15 protein-coding genes are annotated in these 14488 nt (G+C 59.0%); 3 read left to right on the top strand and 12 right to left on the bottom strand.

The annotated features are described in order from the left end of the window. Positions 1-36 precede the first annotated feature (36 nt). The 7 genes from AB4P90_RS05180 to rplM all read right to left on the bottom strand — a co-directional run bounded on the left by AB4P90_RS05180 (position 37) and on the right by rplM (position 4925). The gene (locus AB4P90_RS05180) at positions 37-456 is read right to left on the bottom strand and encodes a ClpXP protease specificity-enhancing factor (protein WP_014716912.1); all 420 of its coding nucleotides are present in this window, start codon (positions 454-456) and stop codon (positions 37-39) included. A gap of 17 nt (positions 457-473) precedes the next feature. Then, positions 474-1091 carry a glutathione S-transferase N-terminal domain-containing protein gene (locus tag AB4P90_RS05175; RefSeq protein ID WP_003188529.1) on the bottom strand — a complete coding sequence of 206 codons (618 nt, stop codon included), beginning with the start codon at positions 1089-1091 and terminating at the stop codon, positions 474-476. A 148-nt stretch (positions 1092-1239) separates the two neighbouring features. Next, on the bottom strand, positions 1240-2019 hold the full coding sequence (locus tag AB4P90_RS05170; protein WP_014716911.1) for a cytochrome c1: 780 nt from the start codon (positions 2017-2019) through the stop codon (positions 1240-1242). Then, entirely contained in the window at positions 2019-3230 is a 1212-nt protein-coding gene (locus AB4P90_RS05165) for a cytochrome bc complex cytochrome b subunit (RefSeq protein ID WP_003188526.1), read from the bottom strand. Before AB4P90_RS05165 ends, AB4P90_RS05170 begins: the two co-directional genes overlap by 1 nt. After that, positions 3230-3823, bottom strand: coding sequence for a ubiquinol-cytochrome c reductase iron-sulfur subunit (petA, locus tag AB4P90_RS05160; protein ID WP_003188524.1), 594 nt, complete (start codon positions 3821-3823; stop codon positions 3230-3232). The genes AB4P90_RS05165 and petA overlap by 1 nt, the downstream gene beginning before the upstream one ends. 266 nt (positions 3824-4089) lie before the next feature. Next, positions 4090-4482 (bottom strand): 30S ribosomal protein S9, encoded by a 393-nt coding sequence (rpsI, locus tag AB4P90_RS05155; RefSeq protein ID WP_002555064.1) that lies wholly within the window; start codon positions 4480-4482, stop codon positions 4090-4092. Positions 4483-4496: 14 nt separating this feature from the next. Further along, on the bottom strand, positions 4497-4925 hold the full coding sequence (gene rplM / locus AB4P90_RS05150; protein WP_003188508.1) for a 50S ribosomal protein L13: 429 nt from the start codon (positions 4923-4925) through the stop codon (positions 4497-4499). 250 nt (positions 4926-5175) lie between these two features. On the opposite strand from rplM, the gene AB4P90_RS05145 reads away from it, so the two are divergent. Beyond that, positions 5176-6216 carry an NADP(H)-dependent aldo-keto reductase gene (locus tag AB4P90_RS05145; RefSeq protein WP_054919333.1) on the top strand — a complete coding sequence of 347 codons (1041 nt, stop codon included), beginning with the start codon at positions 5176-5178 and terminating at the stop codon, positions 6214-6216. Between the two features lie 144 nt (positions 6217-6360). Here AB4P90_RS05145 and AB4P90_RS05140 read toward each other — a convergent pair whose 3' ends face one another. Then, on the bottom strand, positions 6361-7497 hold the full coding sequence (locus AB4P90_RS05140; protein ID WP_019816964.1) for an acyl-CoA dehydrogenase family protein: 1137 nt from the start codon (positions 7495-7497) through the stop codon (positions 6361-6363). 220 nt (positions 7498-7717) lie between these two features. Here AB4P90_RS05140 and AB4P90_RS05135 point away from each other — a divergent pair, with 220 nt between their 5' ends. Beyond that, positions 7718-8638 (top strand): GlxA family transcriptional regulator, encoded by a 921-nt coding sequence (locus AB4P90_RS05135; protein ID WP_169918830.1) that lies wholly within the window; start codon positions 7718-7720, stop codon positions 8636-8638. 138 nt (positions 8639-8776) lie between these two features. Here AB4P90_RS05135 and zapE read toward each other — a convergent pair whose 3' ends face one another. The 3 genes from zapE to AB4P90_RS05120 form a co-directional block, all read right to left on the bottom strand. After that, positions 8777-9871, bottom strand: coding sequence for a cell division protein ZapE (gene zapE / locus AB4P90_RS05130; protein WP_014716907.1), 1095 nt, complete (start codon positions 9869-9871; stop codon positions 8777-8779). A gap of 79 nt (positions 9872-9950) precedes the next feature. Beyond that, the gene (locus AB4P90_RS05125) at positions 9951-11306 is read right to left on the bottom strand and encodes a tryptophan--tRNA ligase (RefSeq protein ID WP_395605714.1); all 1356 of its coding nucleotides are present in this window, start codon (positions 11304-11306) and stop codon (positions 9951-9953) included. Positions 11307-11322: 16 nt separating this feature from the next. Further along, positions 11323-11952: an alpha/beta hydrolase gene (locus tag AB4P90_RS05120; RefSeq protein ID WP_014716905.1), complete on the bottom strand. Its 630-nt coding sequence runs from the start codon at positions 11950-11952 to the stop codon at positions 11323-11325. 146 nt (positions 11953-12098) lie between these two features. Here AB4P90_RS05120 and AB4P90_RS05115 point away from each other — a divergent pair, with 146 nt between their 5' ends. Beyond that, positions 12099-12536, top strand: a complete 438-nt coding sequence (locus AB4P90_RS05115) for a YhcB family protein (protein ID WP_003171734.1) — start codon at positions 12099-12101, stop codon at positions 12534-12536. A 195-nt stretch (positions 12537-12731) separates the two neighbouring features. On the opposite strand, the gene AB4P90_RS05110 is transcribed toward AB4P90_RS05115, so the two are convergent. After that, a complete protein-coding gene (locus AB4P90_RS05110) occupies positions 12732-14456 on the bottom strand; it encodes an ABC transporter ATP-binding protein/permease (RefSeq protein WP_395605713.1) in 1725 nt (574 codons plus the stop codon). Positions 14457-14488: the final 32 nt, after the last annotated feature.

Here is a 14488-nt window from a genome sequence, read left to right as displayed (position 1 = left end):
GGGCATTTTTCAGATGGGTCTGTAAGCGAAATCCGCCTACTTCACCACTTTCAAGCTTGGCCGACCGCTAGGGCGCGGCGGCTCGGTATCCGGTGGCGGTACATCATCACCGTCTTCGCCTTCGATCGTTTCGTCATCCTCTAAAGGCGACTCCAGATCGAACACCATGCCCTGGCCATTTTCCCGGGCGTAGATCCCGAGGATGGCGCCGATGGGCACGAACAGCGTATGGGGCACACCGCCGAAACGCCCTTCGAAGCTCACCGCTTCGTTGTCCATGTGCAGGTGGCGCACGGCACTGGGCGATACGTTCAGCACAATTTGCCCGTCACTGGCAAAACCCTGGGGTACCTGAACCGCAGGAAATTCGGAATTGACCAGCATGTGCGGGGTGCAATCGTTGTCCACAATCCACTCATAGAGCGCGCGGACCAGGTAAGGTCGACTGGAGTTCATCAACGGCTCCTTAAGCCTTAGCGCATATCGCGTTCGGCACCAGACAGACTTGCCTGGAAAGCCTCACGCGCAAACTGGCGCTCCATGTAATCAAGCAACGGCTTGGCCGGCCGTGGCAGTTCAATGCCCAGAATCGGCAAGCGCCAGAGTATGGGTAATAGGCAGCAATCCACCAAGCTTTGTTCCTCACTGAGGAAAAAAGGTTTATCGGCGAACAACGGCGAAACGCCGGTGAGGCTCTCGCGCAATTCCTTGCGCGCCTGCACACGAGCGGCTTCTTTGGAACGCGAATCCAGGATCACATCCACCAACCCGCACCAGTCACGCTGGATCCGATGGATCAGCAGGCGGCTGTTGGCACGCGCCACCGGGTACACCGGCAGCAAAGGCGGATGAGGGTAACGCTCATCCAAGTATTCCATCACCACGGTCGACTCCCACAACGCCAGGTCACGATCGACCAGGGTGGGCAAGCTGCCGTAAGGGTTCACTTCGATCAGCTTCGGCGGCTGACGGCCCGCCTCCACACTGATGATCTCGGCGCTGACACCCTTCTCTGCGAGCACGATGCGTACTCGGTGGGAATAGTGGTCGGCGGGGTCGGAGTAACAGGCCAACCGGTTGGTCACGCCCATGGCGGTCCTCCTCGCTTGTTGAAATTATCGAAAGCTCAAAAACGAGCGCGCCCAGAAAGCATCCCTGTAACGACCGGTTCATACCGGCGCTACGTGTTCAGAGATGCCGCTGGGCGCGCAAGATTAACAGCAATTGCTTACGGTTGGATCAATGCACATCCTTCCAGTATTCACGCTTGAGCAAATAAGCGAATACGAAGAAGAAAGCCAGGTACAGCAAGACGTAGGTACCGATGCGCTGATGCTGCAGTTTGACCGGGTTGGCCGAGTAGGCCAGGAAGGTCACCAGGTTCTTGACCTTCTCGTCGAACTGCTCTTCGTTCAGCGTACCGGTCTTGGGCACGATGGTCAGTTGATCGCACGCTTCATGGGTCAGCGGCGTGCCGGTCAACGGATCATATTGCTTCTTGCCGTCTTCAACGACCTGAACCTGCTTGCATCCTACCACTTGGCGCCCCTGCAGGCCGACCAGAACGTTCGGCATGCCGACGTTCGGGAAGACTTTGTTGTTCACGCCATAGGGGCGTGCAGGGTCTTCGTAGAAGGACTTGAGGTAACCGTAGAGCCAGTCGGTACCGCGTACACGGGCCACCAGGGTAAGGTCGGGCGGTGCGGCGCCGAACCAGGTCTTGGCGTCGGCCGGTTGCATGCCGATGTTCATGTGGTCGCCGATCTTGGCACCCGTGAACACCGCGTGGCTGAGCATCACTTCATGGGGAATGCCCAGGTCATCGGCAACGCGCTCGTACCGTTGGAACTTGGCGCTGTGGCACCCCATGCAGTAGTTGGTGAATGTACGCAGCCCATCCTGCATGGCGGCTTTGTCAGACACATCGATATCGACTTTTTCCAGTTGCGCACCATGTTCGGCAGCGAAGGACAGTAGCGGCAGTGCCGCAAGCACGAATGCAACGAGTAATTTTTTCATCAGCCAGTCACCCTTTCCGGAACCGGTTTGGTCTTCTCGAGCCGGGTATAGAACGGCATCAGAATAAAGTAGGCGAAGTACAGGAAGGTGCAGACCTGCGACAGCAACGTCCGCTCAGGGGTGGGCGCCAATACACCCAACACACCCAGGATCACGAACGAAATGCAGAACACCCACAGCCAGATCTTGCTCAGCCAGCCTTTGTAGCGCATTGACTTGACCGGGCTACGGTCGAGCCACGGCAGCACGAACAGCACCGCGATGGCCGCGCCCATGGCGATCACGCCCATGAGTTTGTCGGGGATCGCGCGCAAGATCGCGTAGAACGGCGTGAAGTACCAGACCGGGGCAATGTGCTCAGGTGTCTTGAAGGCGTTGGCCTGTTCGAAGTTAGGCTTCTCCAGGAAATAACCGCCCATCTCCGGGAAAAAGAACACGATCGAGCAGAACACAAACAGGAACACGACCACGCCGACAATGTCTTTCACGGTGTAGTACGGGTGGAACGGAATGCCATCCAGCGGGATGCCGTTCTCGTCCTTGTGCTTCTTGATGTCCACGCCATCCGGGTTGTTGGAACCCACTTCGTGCAGCGCCAGGATATGCAAGACCACCAGGCCCAGGATCACGATCGGCAAGGCCACCACGTGCAAGGCGAAGAAGCGGTTCAAGGTGATGCCGGAGATCAGGTAGTCACCACGAATCCACTGGGTCAGGTCGTTGCCGATCACCGGGATTGCGCCGAACAGCGAGATGATCACCTGGGCGCCCCAGTACGACATCTGGCCCCAAGGTAGCAGGTAGCCCATAAAGGCTTCGGCCATCAGTGCCAGATAGATCAACATGCCGAAGACCCACACCAGCTCACGGGGCTTCTGGTACGAGCCGTAGAGCAGGCCGCGGAACATGTGCAGGTAGACGACGATAAAGAACGCCGACGCACCGGTGGAGTGCAACAGGCGCAGGATCGAGCCGTACTCGACATCACGCATGATGTATTCGACAGAGGCAAACGCCTCTTCCGCCGACGGCGTGTAGCTCATCGTCAACCACACGCCAGTGACGATCTGGTTGACCAGCACCAACAGCGCCAGGGAGCCGAAGAAGTAGAAGAAGTTGAAGTTTTTCGGCGCGTAATATTTGCTGAGATGGTCTTCCCACATTTTAGTGGCGGGGAAGCGCGCATCCACCCAATCCATGAACTTGCTCATCACGCGTTCTCCTTGTCGAGGCCAATGACAATGATGTCGTCAGATTCGTAATTGTGAGGAGGAACCGGCAGGTTCAGGGGCGCAGGCTGGGATTTGTAGACGCGGCCGGCGAGGTCATAGTGGGAACCGTGGCACGGGCAGAAATAACCGCCGACCCAGTCTTTGCCCAAGTCGACAGGCGCCACTTCCGGGCGGAAGGTAGGTGAACAACCCAAGTGGGTACACAGACCAACCAGCAGCAGAATTTCTGGCTTGATCGAACGCGCTTCGTTCTTGGCGTAGGCGGGCTGGTCGGACTTTTCGGACGTCGGGTCAGACAGCTGGCCTTCGATCTTCTTCAGATTCCCCAGGATTTCCTCGGTACGACGAACAATGAAAACCGGCTGGCCGCGCCACTCAGCAATCATCTGCTGGCCTGGCTCGATCTTGCTGACATTCACCTTCACCGGTGCACCTGCGGCTTTCGCCTTGGCACTGGGAAACCATGACCCCACGAACGGGACCGCAGCCCCCACCGCTCCTGCAGCACCCACCACGGATGTGGCTGCTACCAAGAAGCGACGCCGGCCTGCATTCACGCCGTCATTGCTCATTCAGTCCTCTCCCATCAGCTTTTTGGCCTGTTAAATCAGGCGTCTACTAAGTGTTGAATCTTTACTTATAAAAATTTTGACGGATGGTAATGAAAAGCCCCACGTATGACAAGGGAATTGCCCGGGGCTCCGCCTCCAGGCCTTGTAGTATAGGGGGTCTACGGATGTGGCAAGTTGTCACGGCGAAAAATGTGCATAAATCGCAGGCAATAAAAAACGCCCAGCTCCGTGAGGAGGCTGGGCGTTTTTGTGGAACGTAAAGCGAATTAACGCTTCGAGTACTGCGGACGCTTACGCGCTTTACGCAGACCGACTTTCTTACGTTCAACTTCACGAGCATCGCGAGTCACGAAGCCAGCTTTGCGCAGAGCGCCACGCAGGGTTTCGTCGTACTGCATCAGAGCGCGAGTGATACCGTGGCGGATTGCGCCAGCTTGACCACTTACACCGCCACCGATAACGGTGACGTAGATGTCGAATTTTTCAACGGTCTCGGTCAATTCCAGCGGCTGACGAACTACCATGCGGGCAGTTTCGCGACCGAAGAAGTTGTCCAGGGAGCGGTTGTTGATCGAGATGTTACCAGTGCCCGGACGCAGGAAAACGCGTGCGGTTGCGGTTTTGCGACGGCCAGTGCCGTAATTTTGAGTCGCCGACATAATGAACTATTCCGTTAAAACTTCAGTTCTTGGGGCTGCTGAGCAGCATGAGGGTGTACAGCGCCCGCATAGACTTTCAGCTTGCGAAACATATCGCGACCCAGTGGGCCCTTAGGCAGCATGCCTTTGACCGCGATTTCGATCGGGGCTTCAGGCTTCTTGGCAATCAGGCCTTCGAAGTTGGAAGACTTGATACCGCCTGGGAAACCGGAGTGACGGTAGTACATTTTGTCGCTTGCTTTGTTGCCGGTTACACGAACCTGCTCAGCGTTGATGATGACGATGTAGTCGCCGGTATCAACGTGCGGGGTGTATTCAGGCTTGTGCTTGCCACGCAGACGGCTGGCGACTTCAGTGGCCAGACGACCCAGGGTCTGACCAGCGGCGTCGACGACAAACCAGTCGCGCTGAACTGTTTCCGGTTTTGCAGTAAAAGTTGTCATTCTTTAATAGCCTCAGGGGCCGCCTGTAAATTTAGACGGCGGATCTTACTGAATAGTGCGTACTTTGACAAGGTCAAAGGCAGCCGGATACAGACGCTATCGGGGGCTCGGGTCGGCGCGTCCGTTCAACGGCAAGATTCTTCGGCAGGCGGCGCATCACTTCCACTGCAGAAAGAGGTGGGCAATTATGCAGATTGCGAAAAAAAATTCAACCTGCTTTTATGATTGTTTTACCCCGAAGGAGTACCCGATGGATTACCGACAGCTGGGCCGCACCGATCTGAATGTCAGCGCGATCGCGTTGGGCACCATGACCTGGGGCGAGCAGAACAGCGAGGCAGAGGCCTTCGCGCAGATCGAAAGGGCCAAGGCCGCGGGGATCAACTTCCTCGACACCGCAGAAATGTACCCGGTGCCGCCCAAGGCCGACACCTACGCCACCACCGAGCGCTACATCGGCAACTACTTCAAAAGCCGTGGCGACCGCGCCGACTGGATTCTCGCCAGCAAGATAGCCGGCCCCGGCAACACCATCGACTATATCCGCGATGGCCACCTGCGCCACAACCGCAAGCACATCGCCGCAGCCCTGGACGCCAGCCTCAAGCGCCTGCAGACCGAGTGGATCGACCTCTACCAACTGCATTGGCCGGAGCGCAGCACCAACTTCTTCGGCCAGTTGAGCTACAAACACAAGGACGAAGACGACCTCACCCCACTGGAGGAAACGCTCGAAGCCCTGGATGAACAGGTAAAGGCCGGCAAGATCCGCCACATTGGCCTGTCCAACGAAACGCCGTGGGGCGCCATGAAATTCCTCGCCCTGGCCGAAGCCCGCGGTTGGCCGCGCGCCGTGTCGATCCAGAACCCCTACAACCTGCTCAACCGCAGTTTTGAAGTGGGCCTGGCGGAGGTTGCCATTCGTGAACAGTGCGGCTTGTTGGCCTATTCGCCTTTGGCGTTCGGCATGCTCAGTGGCAAGTACGAAAATGGCGCTCGCCCGGCCAAGGCGCGCCTGACCGAGTACAGCCGCTTCAGCCGCTACTTCAACCCGCAATCGGAAGCGGCGTGCAGCCGGTATGTGGCTCTTGCGCGGGAACATGGCCTGGACCCGGCGCAGATGGCGCTGGCGTTTGTGACGCAGCAACCGTTTGTGACCAGCAATATTATTGGGGCCACATCGCTGGAACAACTGGACAGCAACATCGCCAGTGCCGAACTGAAATTGTCGAAAGAGGTGCTGGAAGGGATTGAGGCGATTCAGAAGGATCATCCGAATCCAGCACCTTGATTGATCCGCACTGATCGTTCCCACGCTCTGCGTGGGAATGCCGCCTTGGACGCTCTGCGTCCGCTTTCAGAGTCGTGACGCGGAGCGTCACATGAGGCGTTCCCACGCGGAGCGTGGGAACGATCAATCAAGAGCACCTAACAATCAAAGCGCCCGCGCAATGATCTCTTTCATGATCTCATTGGTCCCCGCATAAATGCGCTGCACCCGCGCATCCGCCCAGGCCCGGGCAATCGGGTATTCCCACATGAAGCCGTAGCCGCCATGCAATTGCACGCACTCATCGAGCACCTTGCATTGCAGGTCGGTGGCCCAGTACTTGGCCATCGCCGCCGTGGGCACGTCCAGCTTGCCTTCCAGATGCAAGGCCATGCACTGATCGACAAACACGCGGCCAATCTGAATCTCGGTGGCCATCTCCGCCAGCTTGAACCGGGTGTTCTGGAAGTCGGCGATCGCCTTGCCGAACGCCTTGCGCTCACGGGTGTAGTCCAGGGTCCACTGCAACGCCGCTTCGGCTGAGGACAGCGCGCCAATCGCCACGGTCAGGCGTTCTTGCGGCAACTCTTGCATCAGGTAGGCAAAGCCCATGCCCGCCTGGCCCAGCAGATTTTCCTTGGGCACGCGCACATCCTGGAAGAACAGCTCCGAGGTGTCCTGGGCCTTCATGCCAACTTTCTCCAGGCGCTTACCTTTGTCGAAGCCCGGCGTGTCGGCTTCCACCAGGAACAGACTGGTACCCTTGGCGCCAGCCTTGGGGTCGGTCTTGGCGACGACAATCACCAGATCGGCCAGGTAACCGTTGGTGATAAAGGTCTTGGAACCGTTGATCACATACTCGTCACCGTCCAGCACTGCGCTGGTCTTGACCCCTTGCAGGTCGGAACCGGCGCCCGGCTCGGTCATGGCAATGGCTGTGACCCTCTCTCCGGAGATCAACTGGGGCAGGTACTTGTGCTTCAGCGCTTCACTGCCGTAATGCAGGATGTAGGGCGCGACGATATCCGAATGCAGGGAAAAACCGATGCCGGTCAAACCCAGGCGGCTGACTTCTTCGATCACCACCGCGCTATAGAGAAAGTCCGCGCCCAGCCCGCCATACTCCTCTGGCAGGTGGGAACACAACATGCCCGCCTCCCCCGCCTGGTTCCACAAGTTACGGTCGATATAGCCCTGCTTTTCCCATTGCCCATGGAAGGGCACGGCATGCTTTTCGAGGAAAGTGCGTACGCTCTCACGGAAGAGTTCGTGCTCCGAGCTGAACAAGGTTCTGGGGATCATGGGTCACCTGCGTGGATTGTCGGACAAGGACGAGCCCACAGAGCCTATGCCCCGAAGGCGTCACGGGACACTGGACACATGCGACAAAAAATAAGACGATCCAGCCGTCTGGTGACCACTTTCCCCTATAAGAATAAATGAAATTATGTCTAACCAAATCTCCACGCCGTTGCGGCGCGTCAGCATTTTGGCCATTGATCGGGTATTCGCTTCAACCCTCATGCAAGCCAAGGATTTCTTCCATCTCGCCAGCCTGCGCCATGGCAAACAGCAAGGGCTGGGCCTGACCCCAGGGTTCGAAACGCGCCTGGTCAGCCCCGACGGCCAGTCCGTGCGCAGCTTCAGCGATGTGATCATGCCAGTGGACGGCGGCCTCGAAGACGCCGACATCATTGTGCTGCCGGCCTTCTGGGACGACTTCGATGCCCTGTGCTCCCGCTACCCGCAGGTGCTGCCGTGGCTGCGCGAACAGCACGCCCGCGGCGCCGTACTCTGCGGCGAGGCCACCGGGGTGTTCTGGCTGGCCGAAGCCGGGCTGCTCGATGGCAAGGAGGCGACCACCTACTGGCGCTTCTTCAATGCCTTCAGCGAGCGCTTCCCCAAGGTGCAACTCAACCAGGACAAGCACCTCACGGATGCCGATAACCTGTACTGCGCCGGCGGCACCACGTCGGCCTGCGACCTTTATATCTACCTGATCGAACGCTTCTGCGGCGCCAACATCGCCCAGGCGGTGGCCCGCGACATTCTCTATGAAGTGCAGCGCAACTATTCACCGGGGCGGATCGGGTTTGGCGGGCAGAAGCTGCATCAGGACGTGATCATCCTGCAGATCCAGCATTGGCTTGAAGAGCACTTTGCCGACAAATTCCGCTTTGAAGACGTCGCCCGGGAACACGGCATGAGCATCCGCAACTTCATGCGCCGCTTCCAGACCGCCACCGGTGACAAGCCGCTGCACTACCTGCAGCGCCTACGCATCGAAACGGCCAAGGGCTTGCTCTCGGGCAGCCGCAAGAGCATCAAGACCATCAGCTACGAGGTGGGTTACGACGATGCGAGTTTCTTTGCGCGGTTGTTCAGGCAGCACACGGAGTTGTCGCCGAACCAGTACAGGCAGCAATTCCAGCAAGCCGCCTGAGCTCAGACCAACACAAACCATTGTGGGAGCTGGCTTGCCTGCGATGACGGTGTATCAGCCAGCCTATAGTTGGCTGATACACCCCCATCGCGGGCAAGCCCGGCTCCCACATTAGCTCTCCATTGAGCTGGAGATTGCTTAAGGCTTGTGGCCGCGCGACAGGAACTCGTGGGACTGCATTTCCAGCAGGCGACTCAAGGTGCGCTGGAATTCGAAGTTCAAGCGGCCGCCGGTATAGAGGTCCTTGAGTTCGACTTCCGCCGAGATGATCAGCTTGACGTTACGGTCGTAGAACTCATCGACCATGTTGATGAACCGTCGGGCGATATCGTCGGTAGTCACGCCCATCTGTTCCACACCACTCAAGATCACGGCGTGAAAGATCTTGCCCAGCTCGATGTAATCGTTCTGGCTGCGTGGCCCGTCGCACAGTTGGCGGAACTCGAACCAGGCCACGTCATCGCAGGTGCGCAACGCGATGATTTCGCGGTTCTCGATCATCAGCTTGTCGTTTTCCACCGCCTGGGTGCACTCCGGCGTCAACGCACGGAAGCTTTTCTTCAGGCTTTCGTGTGCTGCTTCGTTGAGCGGGAAGTGGAACAGCTCGGCTTGCTCCAGATGACGCAAGCGGTAGTCGACGCCGCTGTCGACGTTGACGATATCGGTGTTCTGCTTGATCAGCGCAATGGCCGGCAGGAAGCGTGCACGTTGCAGGCCGTCCTTGTACAGGCCATCGGGCACGATGTTCGACGTGGCCACCAGGGTCACACCGTTCTTGAACAGTTCTTCCATCAGGGTGCCAAGGATCATGGCGTCGGTGATGTCGGAGACGAAGAATTCATCGAAGCAGATCACCCGGGCCTCTTGGGCGAAACGCTTGGCGATGATGGTCAGCGGGTTTTTCTCGCCCGGCAGGGTCTTCATCTCTTCGTGCACGCGCTTCATGAAGCGGTGGAAGTGCGTACGCACCTTTTCCTTGAACGGCAGTGCTTCAAAGAAGGTGTCTACCAGGTAAGTCTTGCCCCGGCCCACGCCGCCCCAGAAATACAGGCCCTTGACCGGCGTGTGGTCTTTCTTGCCAAACAGCTTGCTGAACATCCCTGGCTTGCTTTGCGACGCGGCCACGAGGTCCTCGTACAGGCGCTGCAAATGACGCACGGCATTTTCCTGGGCCGCGTCGTGGAAGAACTCGGGGCGTTTCAGATCAGCTTGATATCGTTCTAGGGGCGTCATAATTTCGTTAGCAAGGCAACAAAAACGGGCCGACACTGTAACGACGGCCCTGGATAATGGCAATCAACCCTTGGTCGGGTTAATCCTCGATTGGGGTCAACGCAACGCGCAAGGCTTCGATGGCCGCGTCACGCGATGCTTGATCGGCATACTCGGCACTGTCAGCGACTGCGGCGCCGTCCAGCCATACGCTGAAGCCCAGGGCCTCGGCGCGTACGTCCAGCGCATCACCACTTTGCAGTTGCTTGGTCACCGCGCCGGCTGCTTTGCCATCGGCAAAGTTGCGCGACAGCAGAAGCTGCTCGCCATCAGCGGCCAGCAGGCGGAAGCGGAAGCTGCCGTCAGTTTCACGGAAGCTCACAAACCGCGCAGCCTTCGCTGCTTTTTTCTTGGTGGCGACCGGCGCCGCCGCCTGGTTGACGAACGAACGCAGGCCCACCGCTTCACGCAGCTCGGCCAGGAACGGTGCCGCCACGGCACGGGCTTTTTTCGCGCCGACCTGCAGCAGGTCTTCCATGTCCGATGGGCGCGCCATCAGTTGGTGGTAACGCTCGCGCGCTTCGCCGAGCTGGCCGTCGAGCAGTTGGAACAGACGGTTCTTTGCCTCGCCCCAGCCCAGGCCTTCTAGCAACTGACCACGGAATTCGGCTTCCTGGGCCTTGGTCGCGAACGCCTGGTAAAGGGTGAACAGGTGCGAATTGTCCGGATCCTTGGGTTCGCCTGGCGCGCGGGAGTCGGTGACGATCCGCGAGATCGCGTCCTTCATGTCCTTGGCGCTGGTGAACAACGGGATGGTGTTGTCGTAGCTCTTGGACATCTTGCGGCCATCCAGGCCCGGCAAGGTGGCCACGCTTTCTTCGATCAGCGCCTCGGGCATGGTGAAGAATTCTTTACCGTTGCCGAACAGGTGGTTGAAACGCTGGCCGATGTCGCGGGCCATTTCCACGTGCTGGATCTGATCGCGGCCCACCGGCACCTTGTGCGCGTTGAACATCAGGATGTCCGCGGCCATCAGCACCGGGTAGCTGTACAGGCCCATGCTGATGCCCGCATCCGGGTCTTCGCCGTTCTCCACGTTCTTGTCCACCGAGGCCTTGTAGGCATGGGCGCGGTTGAGCAGGCCCTTGGCGGCAACGCAGGTCAGCAGCCAGGTCAGCTCGGGAATTTCCGGGATGTCCGACTGGCGGTAGAAGGTCACCCGGTTCACATCCAGGCCACCGGCCAGCCAGGTCGCGGCGATTTCCATACGCGAGCGCTGGATGCGCTGCGGGTCATCGCATTTGATCAGGGCGTGGTAGTCGGCCAGGAAGTAGAAGGAATCGGCATTCGCGTCTTCGCTGGCGAGGATCGCCGGGCGAATCGCACCGGCGTAGTTGCCCAGGTGCGGCGTGCCGGTGGTGGTGATGCCGGTGAGGATACGGGTACGGGTCGTCATGGGTGATCGCTTGTCATCAATTCGAAAGGCGTGGCAGCACCAGATCCTTGAGATCGGTCAGCTTGCCATGAAAAAAGTGTCCGCATTCTGCCACTTTCAGCAGCTCATGGGGGCGTTTCAGGGCGGCGGACCAGGCGTAGACCACTTGCGGGTCGACCACTTCGTCGCTTTCCGGCTGGATCAGGGTCAATGGGCAGCCTTGGGGCAGCACGTCCGACTCGCCCAGGCGCATCACCGCCGCAGCCACCATGAACAGGTGCGCGAGCTTTTCGCCCTTGGCCTCCAAACGCCCGCCGAGACTGGCAGCCACGTAACCGCCGAAGGAAAAACCGAGCAAGGTGATCGGCAGGTCCGGGTGCTTTTCACGCAGCCAGGTGGCGGCCGCTTCAGCATCGTCGACCTCACCGGTGGCCATATCGTGAGTACCGGCACTGGCACCCACGCCCCGGTAATTGAAACGCAAAGTAATCAAACCCGCATCGCGGGCAGTGCGTTGCAGGGTCGAGACGACTTTATTGAGCATGGTGCCACCCTGCACCGGGTTAGGGTGGCAAACCAGCGCCAGGCCACGTGGTTCGGGGTGATCCAGGTACAGGGCTTCCAATTGGCCCACCGGGCCATCGATCAAAACGGGGGTTTCACGCATGAGCAAGGATGAACTCCGTGACCTCTCAAGGGGTCGACTCGTCTAGCTAAAAGTCTGTGCATGGCATCATTGCGAGCTTAATCGCGGTATACAGCGCAGGTTTGAGCCGTTAACGTAAAGCAAAGCCGTTTATAGAGGAAGGACTCGTGGAACACTCGCTCTTAGTTTGGTTGTTGCCGACTCTTGCCCTGGTTGCCGGTGTCGCCATTGGTTTCCTGGTTGCCCGCCTGCTGCCGAATGCCGCGCCTAACCGCACGCAGCGTCAGCTGGATGACATTCAGGAACGTTTTGACAGTTATCAGAACGAGGTTGTTACCCACTTCAACAGCACCGCGACCCTGGTCAAGAAGCTCACCCAGAGCTACCAGGAAGTACAGGATCACCTCGCCGATGGCGCTAACCGCCTGGCCCTCGACGACATCACCCGCCAGCGCCTGCTGGCCGCGCTGCATTCCGATGCACCGCAAACCCCACGGGAACGCCTGACCCCGCCTCGGGAAAACCAGGAGCCACCACGGGACTACGCGCCAAAGACGCCGAACGCTCCAGGCATGTTGGATGAGCATTACGGCTTGAAGAAGTAAGTCATCTTCGGGCAATAAAAAAGCCCGGCTGATCGATGATCAGCCGGGCTTTTTATTAGGTGCCTGAATCATCAGACAACACCGCCTCCTGTGGGAGCTGGATTGCCTGCGATAGCGGCGTGCCCGTTGACACACCTGCCTCAGACACTCCGCCATCGCGGGCAAGCCCGGCTCCCACATCGAGCGCGCACGCGTTCAGGTCGGTTGTTGTTCCTGCAACCGCCCACCGTCGATGCGCACATGCCGCCCATGGAAACGCTTGAGGCTGCTGCGGTGGCCGACGCTGACGATGCTCAACCCCGGCAACTCATCGATCAACGCCTGGTACAAGGTTGCTTCGTCTTCTTCATCCATGGCCGAGGTTGCCTCATCCATGTACAGCCATCGCGGTGCAAACAACAGCGCACGGGCAAAGGCCAGGCGCTGTTGCTCACCCGGCGAGAGCATGCGTTGCCAGTGGTTGGCTTCATCCAGGCGATTGACCATGTGCGGCAGGCGGCAAGTCTCCAGGACCTGGGCATAACGTTCTGCCGGATAGACGCTGTCGTCCTGTGGATAACTCAACACGGCCTTGAGCGTACCAATCGGCAAGTAAGGCTTCTGTGGCAGGAACAGATAGCGCGTCGCCGGTAAGCGAATGCTGCCATGACCGGCGGGCCACAGATGCCCCATCGCCCGCAGCAAAGTGCTCTTGCCGCTGCCGGAACGCCCGCTGAGCATGACGCGCTCGCCAGGCTCCACGGTCATGTCGGCATCAGTGAGCAGGTGACGGCCGTCGGCCAGGTCCATGCCCAGGTCCTTGATCACCAGGCGCTCGCCTTCAGGGCGCACGTCGATCGCCGGCGTGCGTTGCTCGTTGTCGCTCATGGCCTGCTGGAAACTCAGCAGACGGTCGCTGGTGGCGCGCCATGTCGCCAGCTCCGAATAGGCGTTGATAAACCAGCTGAAGTTCTCTTGCACGTTGCCGAACGCCGAGTTGATTTGCATCAGCTCGCCCAGCTCGATCTTGCCGGTGAAATAGCGCGGCGCGGCGACGATAAAGGGGAAGATGATTGCGATCTGGCTGTAGCCGGCGGTGAAAAAGGTCAGGCGCTTGGACACTTTCATGATGTCCCAGAAGTTCTGCCAGACTTTGCCGAAGCGGGTGCTCAGGCGCTGCCTTTCATTCGGCTCGCCGTTGTACAGGGCGATACTTTCGGCATTCTCACGCACCCGCACCATTGAAAAACGCAGGTCCGCTTCAAAGCGTTGTTGCTGGTTGCTCAGGCCAATCAAGCGCCGGCCGATCAGGTGCGTCAGCCAACTGCCCACGGCGGCGTACAGCAACGCACACCAGAACATGTAGCCGGGAATGGTGATGCCGAACACTTCGATGCTGCCCGAGACACCCCACAGGATGATCGAGAATGACACCAGGCTGACCACGTTACGCAGCAACCCAAGGCCCAGGCTCAAGGTGCCGGACGTAAAGTTGTTGAGGTCTTCGGAAATCCGCTGGTCCGGGTTATCGGTGTAGCCGCCCTGCTCCAGCTGGTAGTAATTCTTGTGGGCCAGCCAACGGCTGAAGTGTTTTTCGGTGAGCCAGGCGCGCCAGCGGATAGTCAGCATCTGGGTCAGGTAAAGGCGGTACACCGCGCCGAGTATCGCCACCGCCGCGATCCCGCCGAAATAGCCGATCAACTGCCAGAAGGCCGCGGTGTCCTTCTTCTCCAGGGCGTTGTAGAAGTCTTTGTACCAGTGGTTGATCCACACGGAGATCGCCACGCTGAACAGCGACAGGCCAATCACTGCGGCCAGCAGCAGCCAGGCCCTGCCCTTCTCTTCACTGCGCCAATAGGGTGTGATCATCGCCCAGGTTCGGCGGAAGAATTGCCCACGCACCGCGTCGTTGACCGCGCGATATTCAGCATTCTGATTCATCGTTCAGGCTCGGTAGGAAAAAGTCACAGGCG

Origin of the sequence: Pseudomonas sp. B16120 (genome assembly GCF_044218845.1) — a bacterium.
Classification (GTDB): domain Bacteria; phylum Pseudomonadota; class Gammaproteobacteria; order Pseudomonadales; family Pseudomonadaceae; genus Aquipseudomonas; species Aquipseudomonas paracarnis.
The sequence above is the reverse complement of the archived record's forward strand: the minus strand, read 5'-3'. Positions and strand labels throughout refer to the sequence as shown.

Excerpts from the sequence above, each read along its gene's own strand:
- AB4P90_RS05135 (WP_169918830.1), top strand. The coding sequence starts at position 7,718 with ATGCAAGCCAAGGATTTCTTCCATCTCGCCAGCCTGCGCCATGGCAAA.
- AB4P90_RS05175 (WP_003188529.1), bottom strand. The coding sequence starts at position 1,091 with ATGGGCGTGACCAACCGGTTGGCCTGTTACTCCGACCCCGCCGACCAC.
- rpsI (WP_002555064.1), bottom strand. The coding sequence starts at position 4,482 with ATGTCGGCGACTCAAAATTACGGCACTGGCCGTCGCAAAACCGCAACC.
- AB4P90_RS05180 (WP_014716912.1), bottom strand. The coding sequence starts at position 456 with ATGAACTCCAGTCGACCTTACCTGGTCCGCGCGCTCTATGAGTGGATT.
- AB4P90_RS05110 (WP_395605713.1), bottom strand. The coding sequence starts at position 14,456 with ATGAATCAGAATGCTGAATATCGCGCGGTCAACGACGCGGTGCGTGGG.
- AB4P90_RS05125 (WP_395605714.1), bottom strand. The coding sequence starts at position 11,306 with ATGACGACCCGTACCCGTATCCTCACCGGCATCACCACCACCGGCACG.
- AB4P90_RS05140 (WP_019816964.1), bottom strand. The coding sequence starts at position 7,497 with ATGATCCCCAGAACCTTGTTCAGCTCGGAGCACGAACTCTTCCGTGAG.
- AB4P90_RS05170 (WP_014716911.1), bottom strand. The coding sequence starts at position 2,019 with ATGAAAAAATTACTCGTTGCATTCGTGCTTGCGGCACTGCCGCTACTG.
- AB4P90_RS05145 (WP_054919333.1), top strand. The coding sequence starts at position 5,176 with ATGGATTACCGACAGCTGGGCCGCACCGATCTGAATGTCAGCGCGATC.
- petA (WP_003188524.1), bottom strand. The coding sequence starts at position 3,823 with ATGAGCAATGACGGCGTGAATGCAGGCCGGCGTCGCTTCTTGGTAGCA.
- zapE (WP_014716907.1), bottom strand. The coding sequence starts at position 9,871 with ATGACGCCCCTAGAACGATATCAAGCTGATCTGAAACGCCCCGAGTTC.
- AB4P90_RS05165 (WP_003188526.1), bottom strand. The coding sequence starts at position 3,230 with ATGAGCAAGTTCATGGATTGGGTGGATGCGCGCTTCCCCGCCACTAAA.
- rplM (WP_003188508.1), bottom strand. The coding sequence starts at position 4,925 with ATGACAACTTTTACTGCAAAACCGGAAACAGTTCAGCGCGACTGGTTT.
- AB4P90_RS05120 (WP_014716905.1), bottom strand. The coding sequence starts at position 11,952 with ATGCGTGAAACCCCCGTTTTGATCGATGGCCCGGTGGGCCAATTGGAA.